Origin of the sequence: uncultured Stenotrophomonas sp. (genome assembly GCF_945952405.1) — a bacterium.
GTDB lineage: Bacteria > Pseudomonadota > Gammaproteobacteria > Xanthomonadales > Xanthomonadaceae > Stenotrophomonas.
The window spans coordinates 29305-48867 of sequence record NZ_CAMFIA010000011.1; the positions used below are offsets into that span (position 1 = coordinate 29305).

Genomic DNA, 19563 nt, shown 5'->3' on the forward strand with positions numbered 1-19563 from the left:
GGCCGCGTTCAGCCAGATCCTGCACAGGCCAGGCGCCCCCCGCGGGCGGCCAGCCGGGCCGCAGCGGATTAGACTTGGCGTTTTCCGCTGCAAGAGAAGTCCATGTCCAAGCTGCGCCGTCCCACCCTGGCACTGGCCATCGTTGCCAGCCTGTCCCTGGCCGCCTGCGACCGCCCGGCCGATCCGGCCACCGGTACCGCCGCGCCCGCCGAGGCCGCCCCCGCTGCGGCCAAGCCGATGCTGGGCAGCTTCGGCTTCGATGCCAACGGCATGGACCGCAGCATCGCCGCCGGTGACGACTTCTTCGGTTTCGCCAACGGCACCTGGGTCAAGAACACCGAGATTCCGGCCGACCGTTCGCGCTTCGGCAGCTTCAATGTCATTGCCGAGAAGACCCTGGCCGACACCCGCGCCATCCTCGAAGGTGCTGCCGGCAACGCCCAGGCCAGCGGTGACGACAAGCTGATCGGCGACTACTACGCCGCCTACATGGATGAAGCCGGCATCGAGCAGCACGGCATCGCGCCGGTGCAGCCGCAGCTGAAGGCCATCGATGCGATCAGCGACAAGGCCGCGCTGGCGCGCACCCTCGGCGGCGAGATGCGCGCCGACGTCGACCTGCTCAACGCCACCAACTTCTACACCGATCGCCTGTTCGGCCTGTGGGTGTCGGTGGACATGCTGCAGCCGGACCGCACCGCGCCCTACCTGGTGCAGGGCGGGTTGGGCATGCCCGACCGTGACTTCTACCTGGGCGACGGCCGCATGGCCGAGCTGCGCAAGCAGTACCAGGCCTACATCGCGCAGATGCTGCAGCTGGCCGGCGTCGCCGACCCGGCCGGCAAGGCGCAGCGCATCCTCGCGCTGGAAACGAAGATCGCCCAGGCCCACGCCACCCAGGAAGAAACCAACGACGTGACCAGGGGTGCCAACCCCTGGACCCAGGCCGACTTCAATGCGAAGGCGCCGGGCATGGACTGGAACGCCTTCCTCGATGCGGCCTCGCTGGGCAACCAGCAGGACTTCATCGTGTGGCAGCCCAAGGCCGTGGCCGGCCTGTCCAAGCTGGTTGCCACCGAGCCGCTGGATGTGTGGAAGGACTACCTGGCCTTCCACGCGCTGGACCGTGCCGCCGCCTACCTGCCGAAGAAGTTCGCCGATGCCCGCTTCGCCTTCCACGGCACGGCGCTGAGCGGCACGCCGCAGCAGAGCGACCGCTGGAAGCGCGCCGTGGATGACGCCAACCACGCGGTCGGCGAAGCCATCGGCAAGCGCTACGTCGAGAAACACTTCGACGCCAGGACCAAGGAGCGCGCGGACGAGATGGCGAAGAACATCATCGCTGCCTTTGCCAAGCGCATCGATGCGCTGTCGTGGATGTCGCCGCAGACCAAGGCGCATGCCAAGGCCAAGGTGGCCGGGCTGACCGTGGGCATGGGCTATCCGGAAAAGTGGCGCGACTACACCGGTCTGGAAATCCGCCGCGATGACGCGCTGGGCAATGCACAGCGCGCCGAGTTGTTCGAGTACCAGCGCGCTGTCGCCAAGCTGGGCAAGCCGGTCGACCACAGCGAGTGGGCGATGCTGCCGCAGACCATCAATGCGATGAACGTGCCGCTGGAAAACCGCCTGGTGTTCCCGGCCGCGATCCTGCAGCCGCCGTTCTTCGACGGCGCTGCAGACGATGCAGTGAACTACGGTGCGATCGGCGCGGTGATCGGCCACGAGATCAGCCACGGCTTCGACAATGCCGGCGCGCTGTTCGACGAGACCGGCAAGCTGCACAACTGGTGGACCGCCGAAGACCTGAAGCAGTTCAACGCCGCCGGCGATGCACTGGCCGCGCAGTTCAGCAGCTACGAGCCGTTCCCCGGCGTGCACGTGAACGGCAAGCTGACCCTGGGCGAGAACATCGCCGACGTGGCCGGCCTGGGCACCGCCTACGATGCCTACCAGCTGTCGCTGCAGGGCAAGCCGGGCCAGACCCTGGAAGGCTTCAGCCCGGACCAGCGCTTCTTCCTCGGCTTCGCCCAGGCGTGGCGCAGCAAGAGCCGCGAGCAGGCGCTGCGCAACTCGCTGCTGACCGATGTGCATGCACCGGGCCAGTTCCGCGCACTGACCGTGCGCAACATCGATGCCTGGTACCCGGCGTTCGAAGTGAAGGAAGGCCAGAAGCTGTACCTGGCCCCGGACAAGCGGGTCAAGGTGTGGTGATGTGATCGAAACGGGCGCCGCAAGGCGCCCGTTTCATTTCCCGCCAGCGACCGCCCCTGGTCGGCACACGCCTCACTCTGGTGGGTGCCAACCCTGTCGGCACGGGGGTGGGAATCCACACATGGCATGGATCTACCTGCGGGTGGTGGCAACCACCAGCAGAGCGCCCGCAGCCAACACCGCTGCCGCCCACAGATTGGCCTGCATGCCCACACCGTCAAGCAGGCGGCCACCGCCCCAGGCGCCCAGCGCGATGCCGATGTTGAACACGCCGACATACAGCGCGGTGGCGATCTCCACGGCATGCGGCACCGCCTTCATCATCCAGGTCATCAGGCCGACCGACACACCGCCATAGGCCAGGCCCCACAGCAGCAGTACGGCAATGCCGCCTGCCGGCGTGCTGCCCAGCCACAGCAACAACAGCGGCGTCAGCAGCAGGCCGGTGCCGATCGCCAGCAGCATCCCGCGTGGATGGCGCGCAGCCAGCGGCCCGGCAATGAAGTTGCCGGCGATGCCGGCCAGGCCATAGGCGAACAGCAGCGCGCCGATCCACGCCGGGGCCACGCCCGATACCGACGTCAGCAACGGCCGCACGTAGGTGAAGGCGATGAAGTGCGCGGCGACCAGCAGCAGGGTCAGCCACAGGCCACGCTGCAGACCGCGGTCGCCGAGCTGCCGCACGAACTGCGCCGGCCGCACCGAGCCGGTAACCGGCAATGCGGGCACCACTCCCAGATGCAGCAGCATCACGGCCGCGCTGAACAGCGCCATCGCAGCGAACGCCCAGCGCCAGCCCAGCGCCTCGCCGAGCAGTGCACCCAGCGGCACGCCCAGCACCGAGGCGGCCGCCACGCCACCGAAGATGATCGAGGTCGCCAGCCCGATGCGATGCACCGGCACCAGGCGCGCGGCCAGGCCGCCGGCAATGGCCCAGATCCCGCCCATGCAGAACCCCACCAGCACGCGCGCGGCGAGCAGCGCGCCGATGCCGGGTGCCAGCGCCGAGGCCAGGTTGGCCAGCAGCAGCAGGCACAGCAGTGCGCACAGGATGCGGCGCCGATCGATGCCACCGGCAGCGATCACCACCAGCGGCGCGAACAGCGCGGCGAGCAGCGCGGGCAACGAGATCATCAGGCCGGCCGTGCCGGTGGACGCGCCAAGGTCCTCGGCAATCGGCGTCAGCAGGCCGACCGGCAGCATTTCGGTGGTGACCACCGAGAACGTGGCAAGGCCGATGGCGGAAACCGCCCACCATGGGTGGCGGGCGGCGCGCGCAGCGGATGCAGGTGAAACCGTACTCACCGATGGACTCCTTCAACAGGGGAAAGGGAAACAGAAGGGCGAAGCGCGCGTTGCGCGAGCAGGGCGACCAGCAGCACGGCGACGCCGGCCGCCAATGCGATGACGAAGCCGGCGCGCACCCCCGCCGCATCGACGCGGTGCCCGGACAGCGCCGCGCCCAGTGCCACGCCGATGTTCAACCCGGCCAGCAGCCAGGTCATGCCCTCGGTCAGGCGTGATCCGGGCACGCGCTGCTCGACCAGCGACATCGCCAGGATCATGGTCGGCGCGAAGAACAGCCCGGCCACCAGCACCGCCAGGGCCAGTGCCGGCAGGCTGCCGACCCACAACAGCGGCAGCGGGGTCAGCGCCGTGGCCGCTGCCCCCAGCAGCAGCAGGCGCGGCATCGGCCACTGCAGCTTCAACGCACCGAACAGCAATCCGGCAACACAGCTGCCCAGTGCGTAGGCCGACAGTACCCCACTGGCCGCCAGTGGCTGCCCGCGCTGTTCGGCAAACGCCACGCTGGTGATGTCGACCGTACCGACGATCACCCCCATCGCCAGCATCAGCACGGCCAGCAGCAGCACCTCCGGTTGCCGCAACAGGGAATGCGAGGGCGCGGCACCTTCGCGGGCGTGCAGCGGCGGCTCGGTGCGACGCTGCAACAGCAGGGCGGCCATGCCTGCCACCAGCAGCAGGGCGGCCGCCAGCACGCCGGCCTGCGGCCACACCGCCACCGACAAGCCGACCGACAGCGGCGGCCCTGCGATGAAGGTGACCTCGTCGAACACGGTCTCCAGCGAGTACGCGGTCTGCAGCTGTGGACGCCCGCGATGGATCGCGGTCCAGCGTGCCCGCACCATCGCCGACACGCTGGGCATGCCGCCGGCCAGCATCGCCGCAGCGAACAGCGTCCAGTCCGGAGCCGGCAGCACGGTGCAGACCAGCAGCAACAGCAGGCCGCAGGCACTGGCGGCGGTGGCCCACGGCAGCACCCTGCCCTGCCCATGGCGATCGACCCAGCGTGACACCTGCGGCGACAGCAGTGCGTAGGTCAGCACGAACGTGGCCGACACCGCACCGGCCAGCGCGTAGCTGCCGCGCAGCTGCGACAGCAGGGTGATGATGCCGATGCCGGTCATTGGCAGGGGCAGGCGTGCCAGCAGCCCGGCCAGGGCGAGGCCGGCGGTGCCGGGGGCAGCGAACAGGTCGCGGTAGGGGGTGGCCATCAGGATCTCCAGGGCGGCGACTTGCCTGGCGCCCACGGCGCCACGACAATACATACAGAGCGTATGAATAAGAGGCTACATTCATACGCTTCGTATGTAAATAATCATGCACTTCGTATGTAAGGAGCTCCGGATGGTCCGCCGCACCCGCGCCGAGATGGAAGAAACCCGCGCCAGCCTGCTGGCCACCGCCCGCCGCGTATTCAGCGAGCACGGCTATGCCGTCACCTCGATGGACGACCTGACCGCCCAGGCCGGGCTGACCCGCGGTGCGCTGTACCACCACTTCGGTGACAAGCGGGGCCTGCTGGCCGCCGTGGTCGCCCAGATCGATGCCGAGACCGACCAGCGCCTGCAGGCGATCAGTGATGCGGCCGACGATGGCTGGGACGGCTTCGTGCAGCGCTGCCGCGCCTACCTGCAGATGGCGCTGGAACCGGAGATCCAGCGCATCGTGCTGCGCGATGCACGGGCGGTACTGGGCGGCGCCTCACCGGAATCACAGCGGCATTGCGTGCAATCGATGCAGCGGCTGATCGAACGGTTGATCGCACAGGGCGTGGTGGCGCCGGTGGACGCGCAGGCATTGGCATCGCTGATCTACGGCAGCCTGGCCGAAGCCGCGTTCTGGATTGCCGACGCTGAGGACGGCGACGCACGCCTGCAGCAGGCGACGGCGGCACTGGAGATGTTGTTGCGGGGATTGAAGCCGGCACGGTGAAACGCCTCCACGCATGGCGTGGATCTACTGCCACCCAAGATCGGCCTCCACCCAGTAGATCCACGCCGCGCGTGGATGAACCAAGATCGTCCCCTCAGCAGGTCCACGCCACGCGTGGATGAAGCTTCATCGCGCAACGCGTGCCAATCACGGTTGGCACCTACCAGGCAACCGCAGGCCACTCGCGCAGCACCGCCACCGGCACGCCCATGCGTGCACAGGCCCGGCTGGCCAGTCCGTCCGGCAGCGCACGGCGGAACAGCGGCGCCATGCCCTGCATCACCTTCGCCGAGGCCGCGGCCTGCGCGCGCTGGCGGCCACTGCGTTCCAGCATCCCTTCCGCCCAGTCCGGCAGCAACGCCGCGCCGGCGCCCAGGAACACTTCGCGTGACAGGCCCGGTACCGGCACCGGCAGGCGCACGCCCGACAACACCTGCAGCACCTCGCGCGAACGTTCGTCCACGCGCAGCTCCGGCTGCCGTGCACAGAAGTACGCCGCCACTTCCGCTTCGCTGCGCGGTACGTCCACCGCACCCAGCGCCTCGGCCACGCAACGGTATTCGTCGTAGTAGCGATCGGCGATGTGGTGCGGCACCGCGCGCCCGTAGCGGCGGAACCCCTGCAGGAAACCGAAGGCCTCGGTCACGTGCACCCAGGTCAGCAACTGCGGATCATCGGCGGCATAGGCCTCACCCTGCGCGGTCTCGCCGCGGACCTGGGCGTGGATGCGACGCACCTTGGCCACCAGCGCCTCGACCTCGCCCGCCGGCGCATAGCTGGTACCGGCAACGAAGGCGGTGGTACGGCGCAGGCGCCCCACCAGGTCCTGGCGGAAATTGGAGTGGTCATAGACGCCGGCCAGCGCGCGCGGGTGCAGGGTCTGCAGCATCAGCGCACACAGCCCGCCGGCCAGCATCGAGGGGAATTCGGCATGCAGGCGCCAGGTGACGCTGTCCGCGCCGAACCAGCCCGGATCGCCCAGCGGGTGGTCATAATCGATGCCGCTTTGGCCGCGTGGGAAAGCCTCCAGCACCCAGCGCCGGATCGGCGCGGTGACAGGGCGGGACAGTCGCTGAAGCAAGGCCGGCATCACAGGTCCAGGAAAGGCGGAAGAACGGCCGCGTGTTGCGCGGTCGGCCCCGATTCTGGGCGATCACGGCGCCGACGGCGAGTCTCCGCGCTCAGCCGCGGTTTCATGTGCGGCCGCAGCACGTTTCACCCTGCGACATCCTGTCGCAGGCTGCGACTACGATGCTGCGCCGCACAAAGATTCACCCATTCAGACAAAACCCTTACGCCGCTAGGCATTGCGCCCATTGCACGGCTCGCTGGAAGTGCTAGAACTGAACCCGCCACACCGTCCAATGCTGATCGACGCACGTTCCACAAGGAGCCAGCCATGATTGCTTTGTTCAAGGGTTTGGGACTACTGCTTCGCGACAACGAGCTCTACAGCAGCCCGTTCGAAAAACAGGTTGCGCACTGGCGCGGCCTCAGCGAGCAGCAGATCCGCGATGAAGTGGCTGTGCTGGCCCAGGCCAAGTGCCAATGGCTGATCGCCTCGATCGTCGGCTGGCAGGCGGCCTCGCTGCTGATTCTCGGCCTGATCACCAACTACCTGTGGCGCGACGATTACCACATCACCTTCACCCGCGTGGTCGTGGTGTTCGGCTCGTGGATCTCGATCCTGTTCGTGATCTGGTTCATGGCCAACATGTTCGACCGTACCGCCGGTTTCGAGCGCTGGATGAAGGCGTTCAACAGTCGCGCCCGCATCAGCTCCAAGGCTGACAGTGTCGAGCACGTGGCCGAGGCGCTGGACCTGGCCGAGCACTACCCGGAAGTGCTGGACTACAAGCAGGCGGTCACCGCCAAGCGCGAACTGCGCCACGAGGACATCCGCATCATGACCGAGATCGGGCGCATGAAGCAGCACTCGGAACTGGTGGGCCGGCTCAACCATGTCGGCGAGAACGAGCATCACCACGACCTGACGCTGCAGCCTGCCTACTGACCCTTCAGGGAAGCGGGGGGACCCACAATGCCACCGTGCGCGATCACGGTGGCATTGTTCTTTGCGGATTGCGCGCAGCTCACATGCCGCGGAACAAACTCATGAACGGCTGGCTGACCACCAGTGTTTCCGTGCGCTGGCGCAGGCGCAGCACGCCGCGCCCGGTATCGTCGCGGCTCACCGCCGATACCGCCTTCATGTTGACGATGGTCGAGCGATGGATCTGGCGGAAGTGCTGTGGATCGAGCACCTCCAGCAGTTCGCGCAACGGGGTGCGCAACAGGCTTTCGCCGGCGGCGGTGACCACGGTGGTGTACTTGTTGTCGGCGCGGAAGTAGGCGACGTCTTCCAGCATGATCAGCTGTGTCTCGCGGCCGTTGCTGGCGGTGATCCAGGCCAGAGGCGGCCGATCGGCCGCCGCCTGGGAGGGCCCCAGCCGCTGCAGCAGGCGTTCCAGCACGGCATCGTCCTGCCGCGTCGATGGCAGCCGCGACAGGATGCGTTCGCGGGTCGCCAGCAGGCGTTCATCGCTGACCGGCTTCAGCAGGTAGTCCATCGCCCCCTGCTCGAACGCATCGATGGCGTACTGGTCATAGGCGGTAACGAACACCACCTGCGTACGCGGGCTCAGCTCGGACAACGAACGCGCGACCTCGATGCCACTGATGCCAGGCATGCGGATATCGAGGAAGGCGATGTCCGGCTGCTTCTCGGCCAGCTGCTCGAGGGCACTGGCACCATCCTCGCACTCGGCGACCAGCTTTAGTTCCGGCCACAACCGGCCCAGCTGCTCCACCAGTGACTGCCGCAGCAGTTCTTCGTCTTCGGCGATCAGGGCTTCAAGCGGCATGGCTGCGCTCCTTGTGCGACTGCGGCAGGGTCATGGTTGCGGCCACGCCGCTGGGAAAATTGGCGACGATCGCCACGCCGGCCTGCTCACCGCAGGTCAGGCGCAGGCGTTCGCGCAGGTTCTTCAGGCCGATGCCGGTACCGCTGGTGCCGTGGCCGAAGCCGAGGCCATCGTCGGCCACGGTCACGGTCACGTGGTCATCGAAACCGCGTGCCAGGATCCAGATCGTGCCGCCGCCCGGCTTCGGTTCCAGACCGTGCTTGATCGCATTCTCGACCAGTGTCTGCAGTGCCATCGCCGGCAGGTGCACGCCGTGCAGTTCGTTCGGCACCTGCACTTCCACCGCCAACCGCGCACCCATGCGGATGCGCAGGATCTCCAGGTAGGCGCGGGTGCGCTCCAGTTCCACGCCCAGCGTCGACACCGACTCATCCACCTGCGGCAGCGAGCTGCGCAGGTACTGGATCAGGTGGCCGAGCATCTGCTCGGCGCGGGCCGGGTCGGTACGGGTCAGCACCTGTGCGTTGGCCAGCGTGTTGTAGAGGAAGTGCGGCTCCACCTGCGCATGCAGCAGGTTCAAGCGCGCCACCGACAGTTCCTTTTCCACCTGGGTCTGCTCGGCTGCGGCCTGCTCGTCGCGGCGCTGATCGGCGACACGGCGGCTGATCGCGCGGGTGACCGCTTCGGCGTTCTCGTAGTTGCTGCCCTCGTCCAGCGCCAGCAGGTCGGCCCACCAGCCGGCGTCCGGCTCGAACAGCAGGGTGACGGTGCTGGTGCCCTGCCCCGGCGTGACCGTGGCCAGCACGCTGTTGCGCTTGATCGCCAGCCGCGCCGGCAGGTTCCAGCGCGACGGCTGGCGCCCGTTCCAGGGGTCCACGCGGCGCACGTAGGCTCGCACCTGCAGGCTGCCGGCCGAGCTTTCCACGTCTTCGACACGCGGCAGTTCGGCGATCGCCGCTTCCACCACCGAGAAGGCGTGGCCGGCATCCATCGGCAGTTCCACCTGGCGGCGCTGGCGGCCGGACAGCGTGGTCGCGTCCAGCCGGCCCGCCACCAGCCAGACCCGGCGTACATGGGTAACCGCGCTGCCCAGCGCGGAGATCATCAGGAACATCGCCAGCAGGCCGAAGATCCAGCCTGGACCATCGTTCATGCCACTGAAGATGCCGCTCCAGACCATGCCAGCGACAACCAGCGCTGCGGCCCAGGCCAGCAGGTGGCGAATCAGGAGAGAGAGGCTGGCGAACACGGCGGCGCCTTGGAGGAAGGGGGTGAGCCGAGCATAGGGCGGCGCGGCGGGCAAACAAGCGGGCTGCGACGAAGGCGGTGAAAGTGGGGATGGAAGGCCCTCTGGTCGTGCCGGGCAAGCCGCCTGCGCATTCGCGCTGGCGCTCCCACGGCTCGCCTGCGCAAGCCGTGGGCCCCTCTCACCCGCCTCCACACCGCCACTGCCCCCTGACTCAGGGGGCGTTTACGGCGGGCTCCATGCGCCTTACTTGCGCTGGTCCGCGCTGCTGTCACGCACGGCGCGGAACGACTCGTCCTTGCTCCAGTTCGGCCAGCTGCGCGAGTTGGCCAGCTGGTTGCCCAACGTGTACAGCACCTCCAGATCGCGGGCGGCACCGGCGAACACCCAGTCCGGCTGCCATTCGTCGCCCTGCTGGTGGTAGCGCTTGGCGGTGTAGTCCTCGGAGGCCTTCTTGCCGGCAGCAACACCGCCGTCCACCCAGTCCTGCCCAGCCGACCACGACAGCGCCGGTACGCCACGCTTGGCGAACGGGAAATGGTCGGAGCGGAAGAACAGGCCGGCTTCCGGCTTCGGGTCCGGGGTGTAGCGGATGTCCCAGCCCTTGGCCACGTCCTTCAGCTGGTCCAGCAGCTCGAAGCGCGCGGCGCCGTAGATGCCGAAGTCGCGCGACGGACCGAACGGCGCCATGCCGTCCATGTTGATCACCGCCACGGTCTTTTCCAGCGGATACAGCGGATGGGTGGCGTAGTACTCCGAACCCAGCAGGCCCTTCTCCTCGGCGGTGACCGCCAGGAACAGCACCGAGCGCTGCGGGCGCTTGGCCTTGGCGAAGCCACGGGCCAGTTCGATCAACGAGGCGGTGCCGCTGGCATTGTCCAGCGCGCCGTTGAAGATGCGATCGCCACGTGCATCCGGCTCGCCCACACCGATGTGGTCCCAGTGCGCGCTGTAGATGATCGTCTCGTCGGGATGGTTGCTGCCTTCCAGGCGCGCGGCCACGTTGTGCGAGGTGATCACTTCGGTCTTCACCGCATACTTCGCGTCCAGGCTGGCACCGGTCAACGGCACCGGCGTGAAGTCACGCTGCTGCGCCTTCTTCTTCAGCGCTTCGAAGTCCTGCCCGGCCGAACGGAACAGCTCCACCGCCAGGTCGCGCTGGATCCAGCCTTCCAGCAGCGGATGGCTCTCGGCCGGGTTGTCGCGCACCACGTCGAACATGGTGTTGGTGTTGGAGCCCGCCACGGTGGCCCAGCCATACGATGCCGGCGCGGTCTCGTGCACGATCAGCACGCCCAGCGCCCCCTGGCGTGCGCCTTCCTCGTACTTGTAGGTCCAACGGCCGTAATAGGTCATGCCCTTGCCGTCGAAATCCCCCTGGCCGGTCTCGAAGTCCGGATCGTTGATCAGCACGACGGCGATCTTGCCCTTCAGGTCAACGCCCTTGAAGTCGTCCCAGTTGCGCTCCGGTGCCTTCACTCCGTAGCCGAGGAACACCAGCGGCGCCTTGCTGATATCAACGTTGCTGGCGCCGTTCATGGCGGCACGCACGGCGATCTGCTTGCCCTGTTCCAGCGGAACGGTCTTGCCACCCTGGTGCAGCGCCAGCTGCGGTGCGCCGACGATGTCGCCCTTGCGCAGCGGCACGGCCTGGGTCCACAGGCGCTTGCCGTCCTTGAGGTCGCCACCCGGTTGCAGCCCGGCATCGGCGAACTGCTTGCTCAGGTAGGCGATGGTCTTCGCTTCGCCAGCGGTGGCCGGCGAACGGCCTTCGTAGGCGTCGGAGGCCAGTTCCTTGACGTCGGCGGAGATCCGCGCGCCGTCGAATTTCGGGGTGGCCGCCATCAGTGCGCTCGACACCGACAGGGCCAGCACGCCCAGTACTACTCGTTTCATTGCTCTCTCCAGCAGGGAAATCCTTCCGGAGTGTAAGCGGTAAGAGGTTCGGCCGGGCTGCGCCCTGCACTCCCCGAAATAACGGCAATGACCGAAGCAGCAGAAGCGGGTCTGCTGGAAGTAGACGGGGTCAGAACCCTTTCCTTGCGGGAAAGGGCTCTGACCCCATCGGTGTGTTGCCTGGCCGTGTTACCAGTTCGGGTCTTCGGCCGGGGCAGCGGCGGGCTTGGGCTTCGGCTTGGCCGCCGGGCGCGCGGTGGCGGCCGGCGCGGCCGAGGCCGTTGCGCCCGCAGCGGCGGCAGCCGGCTTGCTGCCGAGCTTCTGGCGCAGCTCGATCTGGCCCGGACGGAAGCCGCCCCGCATCGCGTCGACGCCGTCTTCGATGGTGCCGTACGAGGTCTGTGCGGCCACGCGGTCGATGCGGATGGTGCAGCACGGGTGTTCGCTGCGGCCCAGCGAACGGCCGGTCTGCGGGTCCTTCAGTTCCTCACCCAGGCGCACGGCCTGCCAGCGCTGGCCGGCCTGCACAGTGTCACCGCCCTGGCTCAGCACCACCTGGTCGCCGTCCACCGAGACCACCGACACCGGGAACAGCGTGGTGACAATGGTGGTACCGATCTGGCCGGACAGCGATTCCATCATCGCCGCGGCCATGTTGCGACCATTGACCACGCGCGGCAGGGTGCTGGGGCCGGTCGAGGCCAGCTGGTGGTCGAAACTGTCGGACATCACCACCTGGCCGGTGGTGGCGTTGATCAGGCGCAGGGTAATGCGGCCGCCACCGGAGTACGAGGTCACCTGGCGATCGGACATGCGCAGGTTGCGCACGCTGCGCGGGTACTCGAAGCGCTCGATGGTCGGGATCAGGATCAGGTCGGTCGCCAGCTGCTGGCCCACGCGCGCGGTGTCCTGCAGGCGCACGTTGCCGCTGTTGATGTGGTCGATCTCGGCCTGCAGCTCGTCGCCGAACTCGCGGTCCAGCACGATGAAGCGCTGGGTCTGGGTCAGCGTGTCGGACAGGCGCGCACGGATCGCATCGGCCACCTCATCGGCGTCCACCCGGCCATCACCGACGGCATAGCTGCCGGCCTTGGTACGCGGCAGCGCGACCACGATCTTCGGCTTGCCCTGCTCATCCGGTGCCCGGTACTGGGCGATCTGCGCACGCACGCGCACCTTCCAGTAACTGCGCATGCTGCGATGGGTGACGTCGGAATCAAACGAGCTGGCGCCACGCTTGGCATCGACGTTGACCTTCTCGTCGTAGCTTTGCTTGACGCTGGCGGAGGCTGAACCGCTCTTGGCCGAGGCTTCGCCGGAACCGGTGGCCGACGCCGAGCCCTTGAAGCTCCAGCCTTCATCACTGGCGCGGACGCGCGCGATGGTTTCCTCATCGAGCTGCCGCACCTCGTCCTGCGACAGGATTTCATAGCCCAGCACTGCGCCCTGCGAGCCGGCGATCATCTGCTGGGTGAACGCGTCGGCGCGGATATCGCCGACGTGTTCGCCATCCACATCCACATGCAGGCCTGCGCGCAGGCCCTGCATCTGGCTGGCTACGCGTACGCCGTTGACCTGCGCCACGGCCGACTGCAGCGCGGCCAGCACCGCCAGTTCCGGGGTGCTGCCGATGCCGTCGGCTTCACGCGCGACCTGGGTGGTGCCACCGAAATCCGGCGTGCCACGCAGCGGCGCTGCTTCCACTGGCGCATTGCTGGCCAGTGCACTGGTTGCCTTGTCCTTGGCGGGTGCGGGCGCGGCGGCCGGGGTGTCCTGCTTGCCGCAGGCTGCGAGCAGCGCGGCGGCCAGGCCCAGGCCGATCAAACGGGTTGTCGTACGCATGGAGATTCGCCTCGGATCAGCCCATCTTGTCCAGCTGGCCCAGCATCGAATCGGCGTTCGACGGCACCTTCACCTTGCTCTGCTTGGCGAAGGTCAGCGCCTGCTTGGAGGAGCCGTACAGGCCCTTGATGAAGCCCGGCGATTCCTTGGCCACCCATGCACCGGCGGCCAGCTTGCGGCCCACGGTCGCCAGCTGGGTCGCACCCAGGTTCTTCATGCCGGCGGTGAAGTTGCCGGCTTCGCCACCCAGCTTCTGCGCTTCGGCAGCCGAGGACAGCAGCGAGACCAGGCCTTCGGCGTAGTGCTGCTTGGATTCAGCGCTCAGTTCCGGCTGCGCGGCCTGGCGTTCGTTGATCGCGGCCTGGGCGGCTTCGCTGACCGACACCGACTTCTTCATGGCATCAACGCTGACCGAACCGGACGACAGCGCCTGGCGCTCGGCTTCCAGCAGCTGCACCTGCTCAGCCAGGCCGAAGGCACGGGCGAACGAGGTCTGGGCCTGCAGCGAATGCGACTGCGAGGCAACGAAACGACGCACCAGCGCTTCCTGCGCGGCTTCGTCCGGAGCGGCAGCGCTGGAGGCGCTGCTGCTGGAGGTACCGGTGGCGGCACCGGCCAGGTCCTTCAGCTTGCCCAGGCCAGCGTGGGCTGGCATCGACAGGGTGGCGGCGGCGATGGCCACGACAAGAGCGGTATTGCGGATCATGGGAGGTCCTTTGGGAGAGACGGCCGCGATGCGGCGCGTGGGAAATCGGGTGGCTCAAGCGGATGCCGAGCAGGCTCGGCACCCATCGGGTGGAAGATCAGCGCACAGCCTTGACGTTCAACTCATTGATCATCTGCTGCGCGGCCTTCTCGGCCGCCAGCTGCAGGGCATTGGTGCGGGCCACGGTTTCATTCGGGCCGGTGCCGGAGAACTGCACCGGACCCACCGACGATACGGTGCGCGGGAAGCGCCCGGTCACGTCCAGCACCTTGCCGGTGACGGTGACGAACACGCGGGTGTTGCCGCTGGCCGGATCGCGGTCGCGCATGCCGACGTCGAGGGTGCCGACGGCGATGTACGGGATGTTCGCCGCACGGATGCCATTGGCGGTATCACGCAGGGTGGCCGGAGCCAGGTCGTTGCCGGTGCTGAAATCCTTGCGGATGCGCTCGATGCTCAGCAGGCCACGCGACTCGCCTTCCACGTACTCGGCTTCAACCACTTCATAGCCGGCGGCGCTGAAGGCGCCGGTCATCGCGGTGTTGACCTCGGCCGCATTGGCCACCTTCCAGCTGATGTTGTCGCTGCGCTGGGTGGTGCTGCCGCCGCTGGTCACCGACATCGACGCATTCTGGTTGATGCTGCCGTTGGTGCTGACCGAGTTGCCGCGGAAGCTGTCGCCTTCGCGGGTGTTCTCGTTGTAGCTGGAGCTGACATCGGTGCGGCGGTATTCCTTGTCCTGGAACGACTGCACGGTGTCCTGCGAGCGCGCCATGAACAGGAAGGTCAGCAGCGAACGCTGCGCGGCGGTGGCACCAGCTACGGCCGAACCCGCGTCCAGCTTGGTCTGCAGCAGGGTGGTGTTGATCTCTGCACGAACGGTGACGCTGTAGGTCTTGGCCTTCTTGTCTTCGGTGTCCGACAGCTGCACGGCACTGAGCACGTAGCGGTCGATCTCGCCGATGAACTCGGCGCGACGGGCTTCGAACAGGCGCAGCTTGGCCGCACCGGTCTCGGCGATGTACGCCTCCAGTGCATTGACCTTGGCCTTGTTCAGGGCCTGGGCACGGGTATCGGCGCTCAGGCGCAGGCCATAGCTGGCCGAACCGGTGCCGCGTGAGCTGGCGGTCTGCGCGACGGCCGGCGAGGCCACCGCCAGCGCGATGAGGAACAGCAGGATGGTACGCATCAACGACATGACTTGATCAACTCCTGGAGGGCTTGGGTCTGCTGCTGCAACGGGCGGCCGCCCGGCTTCTGCTCGTCCAGCCACGCGCGCGAATCGGCACGCTTGGCGGCGGCGCCGGCGAAGGCATCGAAGCCGGCCAGCAGGGTTTCGTAGCTGGCCGACCACTGGTCGACCTGCCACTGCGTGACCGGCACCACCTTGGTGGCGCCCTTGCGCAGCGGTTGTTCGAAATAGACCTTGCCGGAGAACGGCTCGGTCACCTTGGCGGTGAAGAACGCGCCGAACAGCATCGTCTTCATCGCCGCGGTTTCCTCGATGACGCCGTTCTTCAGCGCATCGACCTGCACGCTGATGACGTAGTCCGGCTCGGGGATCTTCAGCTGGTAGACCTTGCCGTCGGCAAAGCGGGCCGCCATCGCACCACCGATCGCCTGACCCGACGCCGGCGGCAGCAGGCCGACACCGGTGTTGGACGACAGCGTCTTCGACAGCTCATGGGCCAGGGTCGCGCGCAGCGGTGCTTCCCACTTCGGGTCCGGCAGCTTGCCGCGCGCGGCATCGGACAGGGTCACGCCGCCCACCTGCAGGCGGCGCACCGCCGCATCCGGCAGGCGTGCCTGGGTGAGGCTGCCGGCCAGCACCTGCGACAGGCTCGTCGCCGCGTTGCCGTACAGCAGATCGGCGACGATCGCGTCGATATCGTCGTTGTCCGGTCGATAGTCCTGCACATCGATGCGCTGCAGGGTCAGCGGGTAGGAGGCGATCACCTGGCGTTCGCGGAAATCGAAGAACAGCGCCTGCAGTGCCACTTCCACCAGCACCTTGTACTGGTTGCCGATCGGTTCGACCGACACCAGCTCGCGGTCCAGCGCCGCAGCCAGCACGGTGGCACTGGTGGTGCCGTCGAGCATGGCCACTGGCTGGTCGATCAGCTGCAGGTTGGCCGGCGGGCGCCGCTTGAGCGCCTGCGCCAGGGTCTGGTTGAGCGGGATCAGTCCGCGTTTCTGCAGCACGGCGTGCGCATGCGGCGTGGTCGCCTGCACGGCTGCGGCATCAGCGGTATAGGCAAATCCGGCCCAGTAGGCCTGCTGCGATTTGTCCGCAGCCTGCGCGGCGATCGGCCACGCGGCCAGGCACAGGGCACAGGCAAGCAGGCGCGCAAAAGCGCGCGATGCGCTCTTCGTCCTTGAATACATCCAACCGCTCCTCGGTCAATACGCACGGAACGCGGACACTCATGCGTCCGCTGGGCGCGAAACATAGCGGCTCTCGCGCCCGCCGACAAGTGCGGCGTTGGTCGCAGTCACTCCACGGGCGGCAGGCCGGCCCGCTGCCGCAGCAGACCGCGCTCCGCCTGGTTCTGGCTGAGTCTGGCGGCTTCTGCAAAAGCGTGACGTGCGTCGAGGTCGCGGCCCAGCGACTGTAGTACCTCGCCACGCACCACCTGCAGCGGCGCGTACTCGCGCAGGCGTGGATCATCCAGCAACGGCTGCAACTGCGCCCACGCGGCGAACGCACCCTCGCTGCGCAGGATCGCCACCACCCGGTTCAGGGCGACCACCGGCGAAGGCTGCACCTGCAGCAGCTGGGTATACAACGAAGCAATGCGCGGCCAGTCAGTGGCATCAGCGCGGCGTGCCGCCGCATGGCAGGCCGCGATGCGCGCCTGCAGTACATAGGGATCATGGCCGCCACCGGCCGCCAGCGCACGCGCCAGCACCTGCTGCCCGCGGTCGATCTGCAACCAGTCCCAGCGCGCACGGTTCTGCTGGTCCAGCAACACCGGCGCGCCCTGTGCATCGGTCCGCGCCGCCGCGCGCGACGCCTGCAGCTCCATCAGCGCCAGCAGGCCCAACACCGGTGCCACCGGCAGCCGGTGCGCCAGGATCCGCGCCAGCCGCAACGCTTCCTCGCACAGCGCCGGACGCATCCAGTCGTCACCGGCGCTGGCCGCGTAGCCCTCGTTGAATACCAGGTAGATCGCTTCCAGAACCGAGCCCAAGCGCTCTGGCATCGCCTCCGCGCGCGGCACCTCATAGGGCACCTGCTTCTGCGCAAGGGTGCGCTTGGCGCGCACGATGCGCTGGGCGATGGTCGGCTCCGGCTGCAGGAACGCGCGCGCGATCTCGGTGGTGGTCAGGCCTCCGAGCAGGCGCAGGGTCAGTGCCACCCGTGCATCGGCCGGGAGCACCGGATGGCAGGCCACGAACATCAACCGCAGCAGGTCATCGCCGAGGTCATCTTCCAGCGCCTGGCTGTCATCCGGCGCCGGCAATGGGGCCGGATGCAGCTCCTCGCCCCATTGCGCGTGCTGCTGCGCCACCCGCTGGTGCTGGCGCAGCACATCGATGGCACGGTTGCGCGCAGTGGTCATCAGCCAGGCTCCGGGATTGTCCGGCACGCCCTGCTCCGGCCAACGCTCCAGCGCGTCCAGCCAGGTGTCCTGGGCCAGCTCCTCGGCACGGCCGACATCGCCACCGAGCAGCCGCGCCAGGCGCGCGATCAACACCGGCGATTCCATCCGCCAGAGGGTTTCAAGTCGCTGCGTCAGGGCGGGCTCGTGCATGCGCCGATCACAGCACGCAGGCCCGGCCCGCACAAGCGCCACTGGTGGCCATCGACCGTCAGCCCGGCTCGCCGTCCATGTGTGCGATCTCCCACAGATGGCCGTCCAGGTCCTGGAAGCCGCGCTGGTACATGAAGCCGTAGTCGCGCGCCGGCTGCGGCTCGCTGGCACCGGCGGCCAGCGCCTTGTCCACCATCACGTCCACCGCCTTGCGGCTGTCCGCCGACAGGCAGGTGATCACCTCGGTCTGATGCTGCGCATCGGCGATCGCCTTGTTGGTGAACTGCTTGAAGAATGGCTGGGTCAGCAGCATCACGTAGATGCTCTCGCTGATGACCATGCAGGCAGCATCGTCGTTGGTGAAGGTCGGATTGAAGCTGTAGCCCAGCGCGGCGAAGAACGCCTTCGACCGGTCCAGGTCCTGCACGGGCAGGTTGACGAAGATCATCTGCGGTTGCGGTGCACTCATCGGTGGAACTCCTTGTGGATGGAAGGAAAGCGGATCAGGGCTGCTTCATGCAGTTGACCATCCACGGCTTGCCGTAGCGGTCGATCAGCATGCCCCAGCGGTGCGCCCAGAACGTTTCGGCAATCGGCATCTGCACCTGGCCGCCTTCGGCCAGCGCGGCGAACACGCGTTCGGCCTCCTCGATGCTGTCGACATCGACGTTGATGGTGGTCGAGCCACCCTCGCCGCCGCCGGGGCCGTCGGCCGCCATCAGGATGGCAGTGCCGATCTCCAGCTGGCTGTGCGCGACATGATCCAGCGTTTCCGGCGGCATCTCATTGCAGCCCGGCGAACCATCGGAAGGTGGCATGTCGCGGTACTTCATCTCCGAGGTGACCTGGCCACCGAGCGCTTTGGCGTAGAACGCCATCGCGTCGTGGGCCTGGCCGCTGAAGCCGAGGAAGGGAATCAGTCTCATGGCAGTGCTCCGTTGGGTGATGCAGGGTGGAAGCACCGGGCCGGGCCCGGCGCGGGGATAGGCAGCTCACTCTTCCAGCTGTGCACGCAGACGCTGTTCCTGCTGCTGTAATTCGGGGGTGAAGGCTTCACCGAAGTCTTCAGCGGAGATCAGCGGGCGCAGTTCCAGCGTGCCGCCACTGCCGAACGGCGCGCGGCTCGCCCATTCAACGGCCTCCTCCAGCGAGCGCACCTCCCACAGCCAGAAACCGGCGATCTGATCATGGGGGGGGCCGAACGGACCGGCCTCGACCCGCGGCGCCGCATTGCCGAAGTGGATGCGGCGGCCGCGCTGGGTGGCGTGCAGGCCTTCACCGGCCAGCATGATGCCGGCTGCCACCAGCTGTTCGTTGAAGGCGCCCATTTCGGCCAGCTCCTGCTGGCTGGGCAGGCGCCCGGCTTCGGAGTCGGCGTTGGCCTTCACGATCACCATCACTTTCATTGCGGTCTCCCGTGGGGACGCGTGGTGCGTGCCCTTCATTGGGTACAACGAACCAGGGGGCTGGGAATCGACACGTCCTCGAAATTTTTTTCCTACGTGGAAAGCGCGCCTTCGGCTGGCGGCGGCGAACGGCGGCGCCCCTCCGTGGTGGGGTGGGGTGGGTCGCTGAAAGCTGGCTTCCTGGGGGTGGGCCGGGCGCGTGGGATTGGCGGGGACGCCGTGAACCCATCCTTGGGGGCTTGGCTGCGCCCTCCATGCCGCGGACACCCCCGACCCGCCTACCCACCCGGCCAAGCCCAGGAATCACGCTGTAGCTCCACCACGGAGGGGCGCCGCCGTTCGCCGCCCCCCGCCGCAGGCGCACCTCCCGCGTTGCAGCATGCGCGCGCGCAAACCT

General features: G+C 67.8%; 17 protein-coding genes. 3 read left to right on the forward strand and 14 right to left on the reverse strand.

Annotated elements, in window-relative coordinates:
- Positions 1-102: 102 nt before the first annotated feature.
- A complete protein-coding gene (locus Q0P60_RS12625; protein WP_294993708.1) occupies positions 103-2214 on the forward strand; it encodes a M13 family metallopeptidase in 2112 nt (703 codons plus the stop codon).
- A 132-nt stretch (positions 2215-2346) separates the two neighbouring features.
- Here Q0P60_RS12625 and Q0P60_RS12630 read toward each other — a convergent pair whose 3' ends face one another.
- Both Q0P60_RS12630 and Q0P60_RS12635 read right to left on the reverse strand, forming a co-directional pair.
- Positions 2347-3519 carry an MFS transporter gene (locus tag Q0P60_RS12630; protein WP_294993711.1) on the reverse strand — a complete coding sequence of 391 codons (1173 nt, stop codon included), beginning with the start codon at positions 3517-3519 and terminating at the stop codon, positions 2347-2349.
- Positions 3516-4730, reverse strand: a complete 1215-nt coding sequence (locus Q0P60_RS12635) for an MFS transporter (protein ID WP_294993715.1) — start codon at positions 4728-4730, stop codon at positions 3516-3518. The genes Q0P60_RS12630 and Q0P60_RS12635 overlap by 4 nt, the downstream gene beginning before the upstream one ends.
- A gap of 133 nt (positions 4731-4863) precedes the next feature.
- Here Q0P60_RS12635 and Q0P60_RS12640 point away from each other — a divergent pair, with 133 nt between their 5' ends.
- Entirely contained in the window at positions 4864-5451 is a 588-nt protein-coding gene (locus Q0P60_RS12640) for a TetR family transcriptional regulator (protein ID WP_294993718.1), read from the forward strand.
- A gap of 160 nt (positions 5452-5611) precedes the next feature.
- On the opposite strand, the gene Q0P60_RS12645 is transcribed toward Q0P60_RS12640, so the two are convergent.
- On the reverse strand, positions 5612-6541 hold the full coding sequence (locus Q0P60_RS12645) for an oxygenase MpaB family protein (protein WP_294993721.1): 930 nt from the start codon (positions 6539-6541) through the stop codon (positions 5612-5614).
- Between the two features lie 309 nt (positions 6542-6850).
- Between Q0P60_RS12645 and Q0P60_RS12650 the strand changes: the two genes are divergently transcribed.
- Positions 6851-7465 (forward strand): hypothetical protein, encoded by a 615-nt coding sequence (locus Q0P60_RS12650; protein ID WP_294993724.1) that lies wholly within the window; start codon positions 6851-6853, stop codon positions 7463-7465.
- A gap of 79 nt (positions 7466-7544) precedes the next feature.
- On the opposite strand, the gene Q0P60_RS12655 is transcribed toward Q0P60_RS12650, so the two are convergent.
- The 11 genes from Q0P60_RS12655 to Q0P60_RS12705 form a co-directional block, all read right to left on the reverse strand.
- On the reverse strand, positions 7545-8315 hold the full coding sequence (locus tag Q0P60_RS12655; RefSeq protein WP_294993727.1) for a LytTR family DNA-binding domain-containing protein: 771 nt from the start codon (positions 8313-8315) through the stop codon (positions 7545-7547).
- Positions 8305-9564, reverse strand: a complete 1260-nt coding sequence (locus Q0P60_RS12660) for a histidine kinase (protein WP_294993730.1) — start codon at positions 9562-9564, stop codon at positions 8305-8307. The genes Q0P60_RS12655 and Q0P60_RS12660 overlap by 11 nt, the downstream gene beginning before the upstream one ends.
- Before the next feature lie 243 nt (positions 9565-9807).
- On the reverse strand, positions 9808-11457 hold the full coding sequence (locus tag Q0P60_RS12665) for a M28 family metallopeptidase (RefSeq protein WP_294993733.1): 1650 nt from the start codon (positions 11455-11457) through the stop codon (positions 9808-9810).
- A 189-nt stretch (positions 11458-11646) separates the two neighbouring features.
- Entirely contained in the window at positions 11647-13299 is a 1653-nt protein-coding gene (locus Q0P60_RS12670; protein WP_294993736.1) for a CsgG/HfaB family protein, read from the reverse strand.
- Between the two features lie 16 nt (positions 13300-13315).
- Positions 13316-14005 (reverse strand): hypothetical protein, encoded by a 690-nt coding sequence (locus Q0P60_RS12675; RefSeq protein WP_294993739.1) that lies wholly within the window; start codon positions 14003-14005, stop codon positions 13316-13318.
- 97 nt (positions 14006-14102) lie between these two features.
- Positions 14103-15203 carry a hypothetical protein gene (locus Q0P60_RS12680; protein ID WP_294993742.1) on the reverse strand — a complete coding sequence of 367 codons (1101 nt, stop codon included), beginning with the start codon at positions 15201-15203 and terminating at the stop codon, positions 14103-14105.
- Complete coding sequence (locus tag Q0P60_RS12685) at positions 15194-16390, reverse strand: hypothetical protein (RefSeq protein WP_294993746.1); 1197 nt, start codon at positions 16388-16390, stop codon at positions 15194-15196. The genes Q0P60_RS12680 and Q0P60_RS12685 overlap by 10 nt, the downstream gene beginning before the upstream one ends.
- Before the next feature lie 107 nt (positions 16391-16497).
- Entirely contained in the window at positions 16498-17760 is a 1263-nt protein-coding gene (locus Q0P60_RS12690; protein WP_294993749.1) for a sigma-70 family RNA polymerase sigma factor, read from the reverse strand.
- Between the two features lie 58 nt (positions 17761-17818).
- A complete protein-coding gene (locus tag Q0P60_RS12695; RefSeq protein ID WP_294993750.1) occupies positions 17819-18229 on the reverse strand; it encodes a VOC family protein in 411 nt (136 codons plus the stop codon).
- A gap of 34 nt (positions 18230-18263) precedes the next feature.
- Positions 18264-18686: a VOC family protein gene (locus Q0P60_RS12700; protein ID WP_294993753.1), complete on the reverse strand. Its 423-nt coding sequence runs from the start codon at positions 18684-18686 to the stop codon at positions 18264-18266.
- Positions 18687-18752: 66 nt separating this feature from the next.
- The gene (locus tag Q0P60_RS12705; protein WP_294993756.1) at positions 18753-19166 is read right to left on the reverse strand and encodes a YciI family protein; all 414 of its coding nucleotides are present in this window, start codon (positions 19164-19166) and stop codon (positions 18753-18755) included.
- Positions 19167-19563 lie beyond the last annotated feature (397 nt).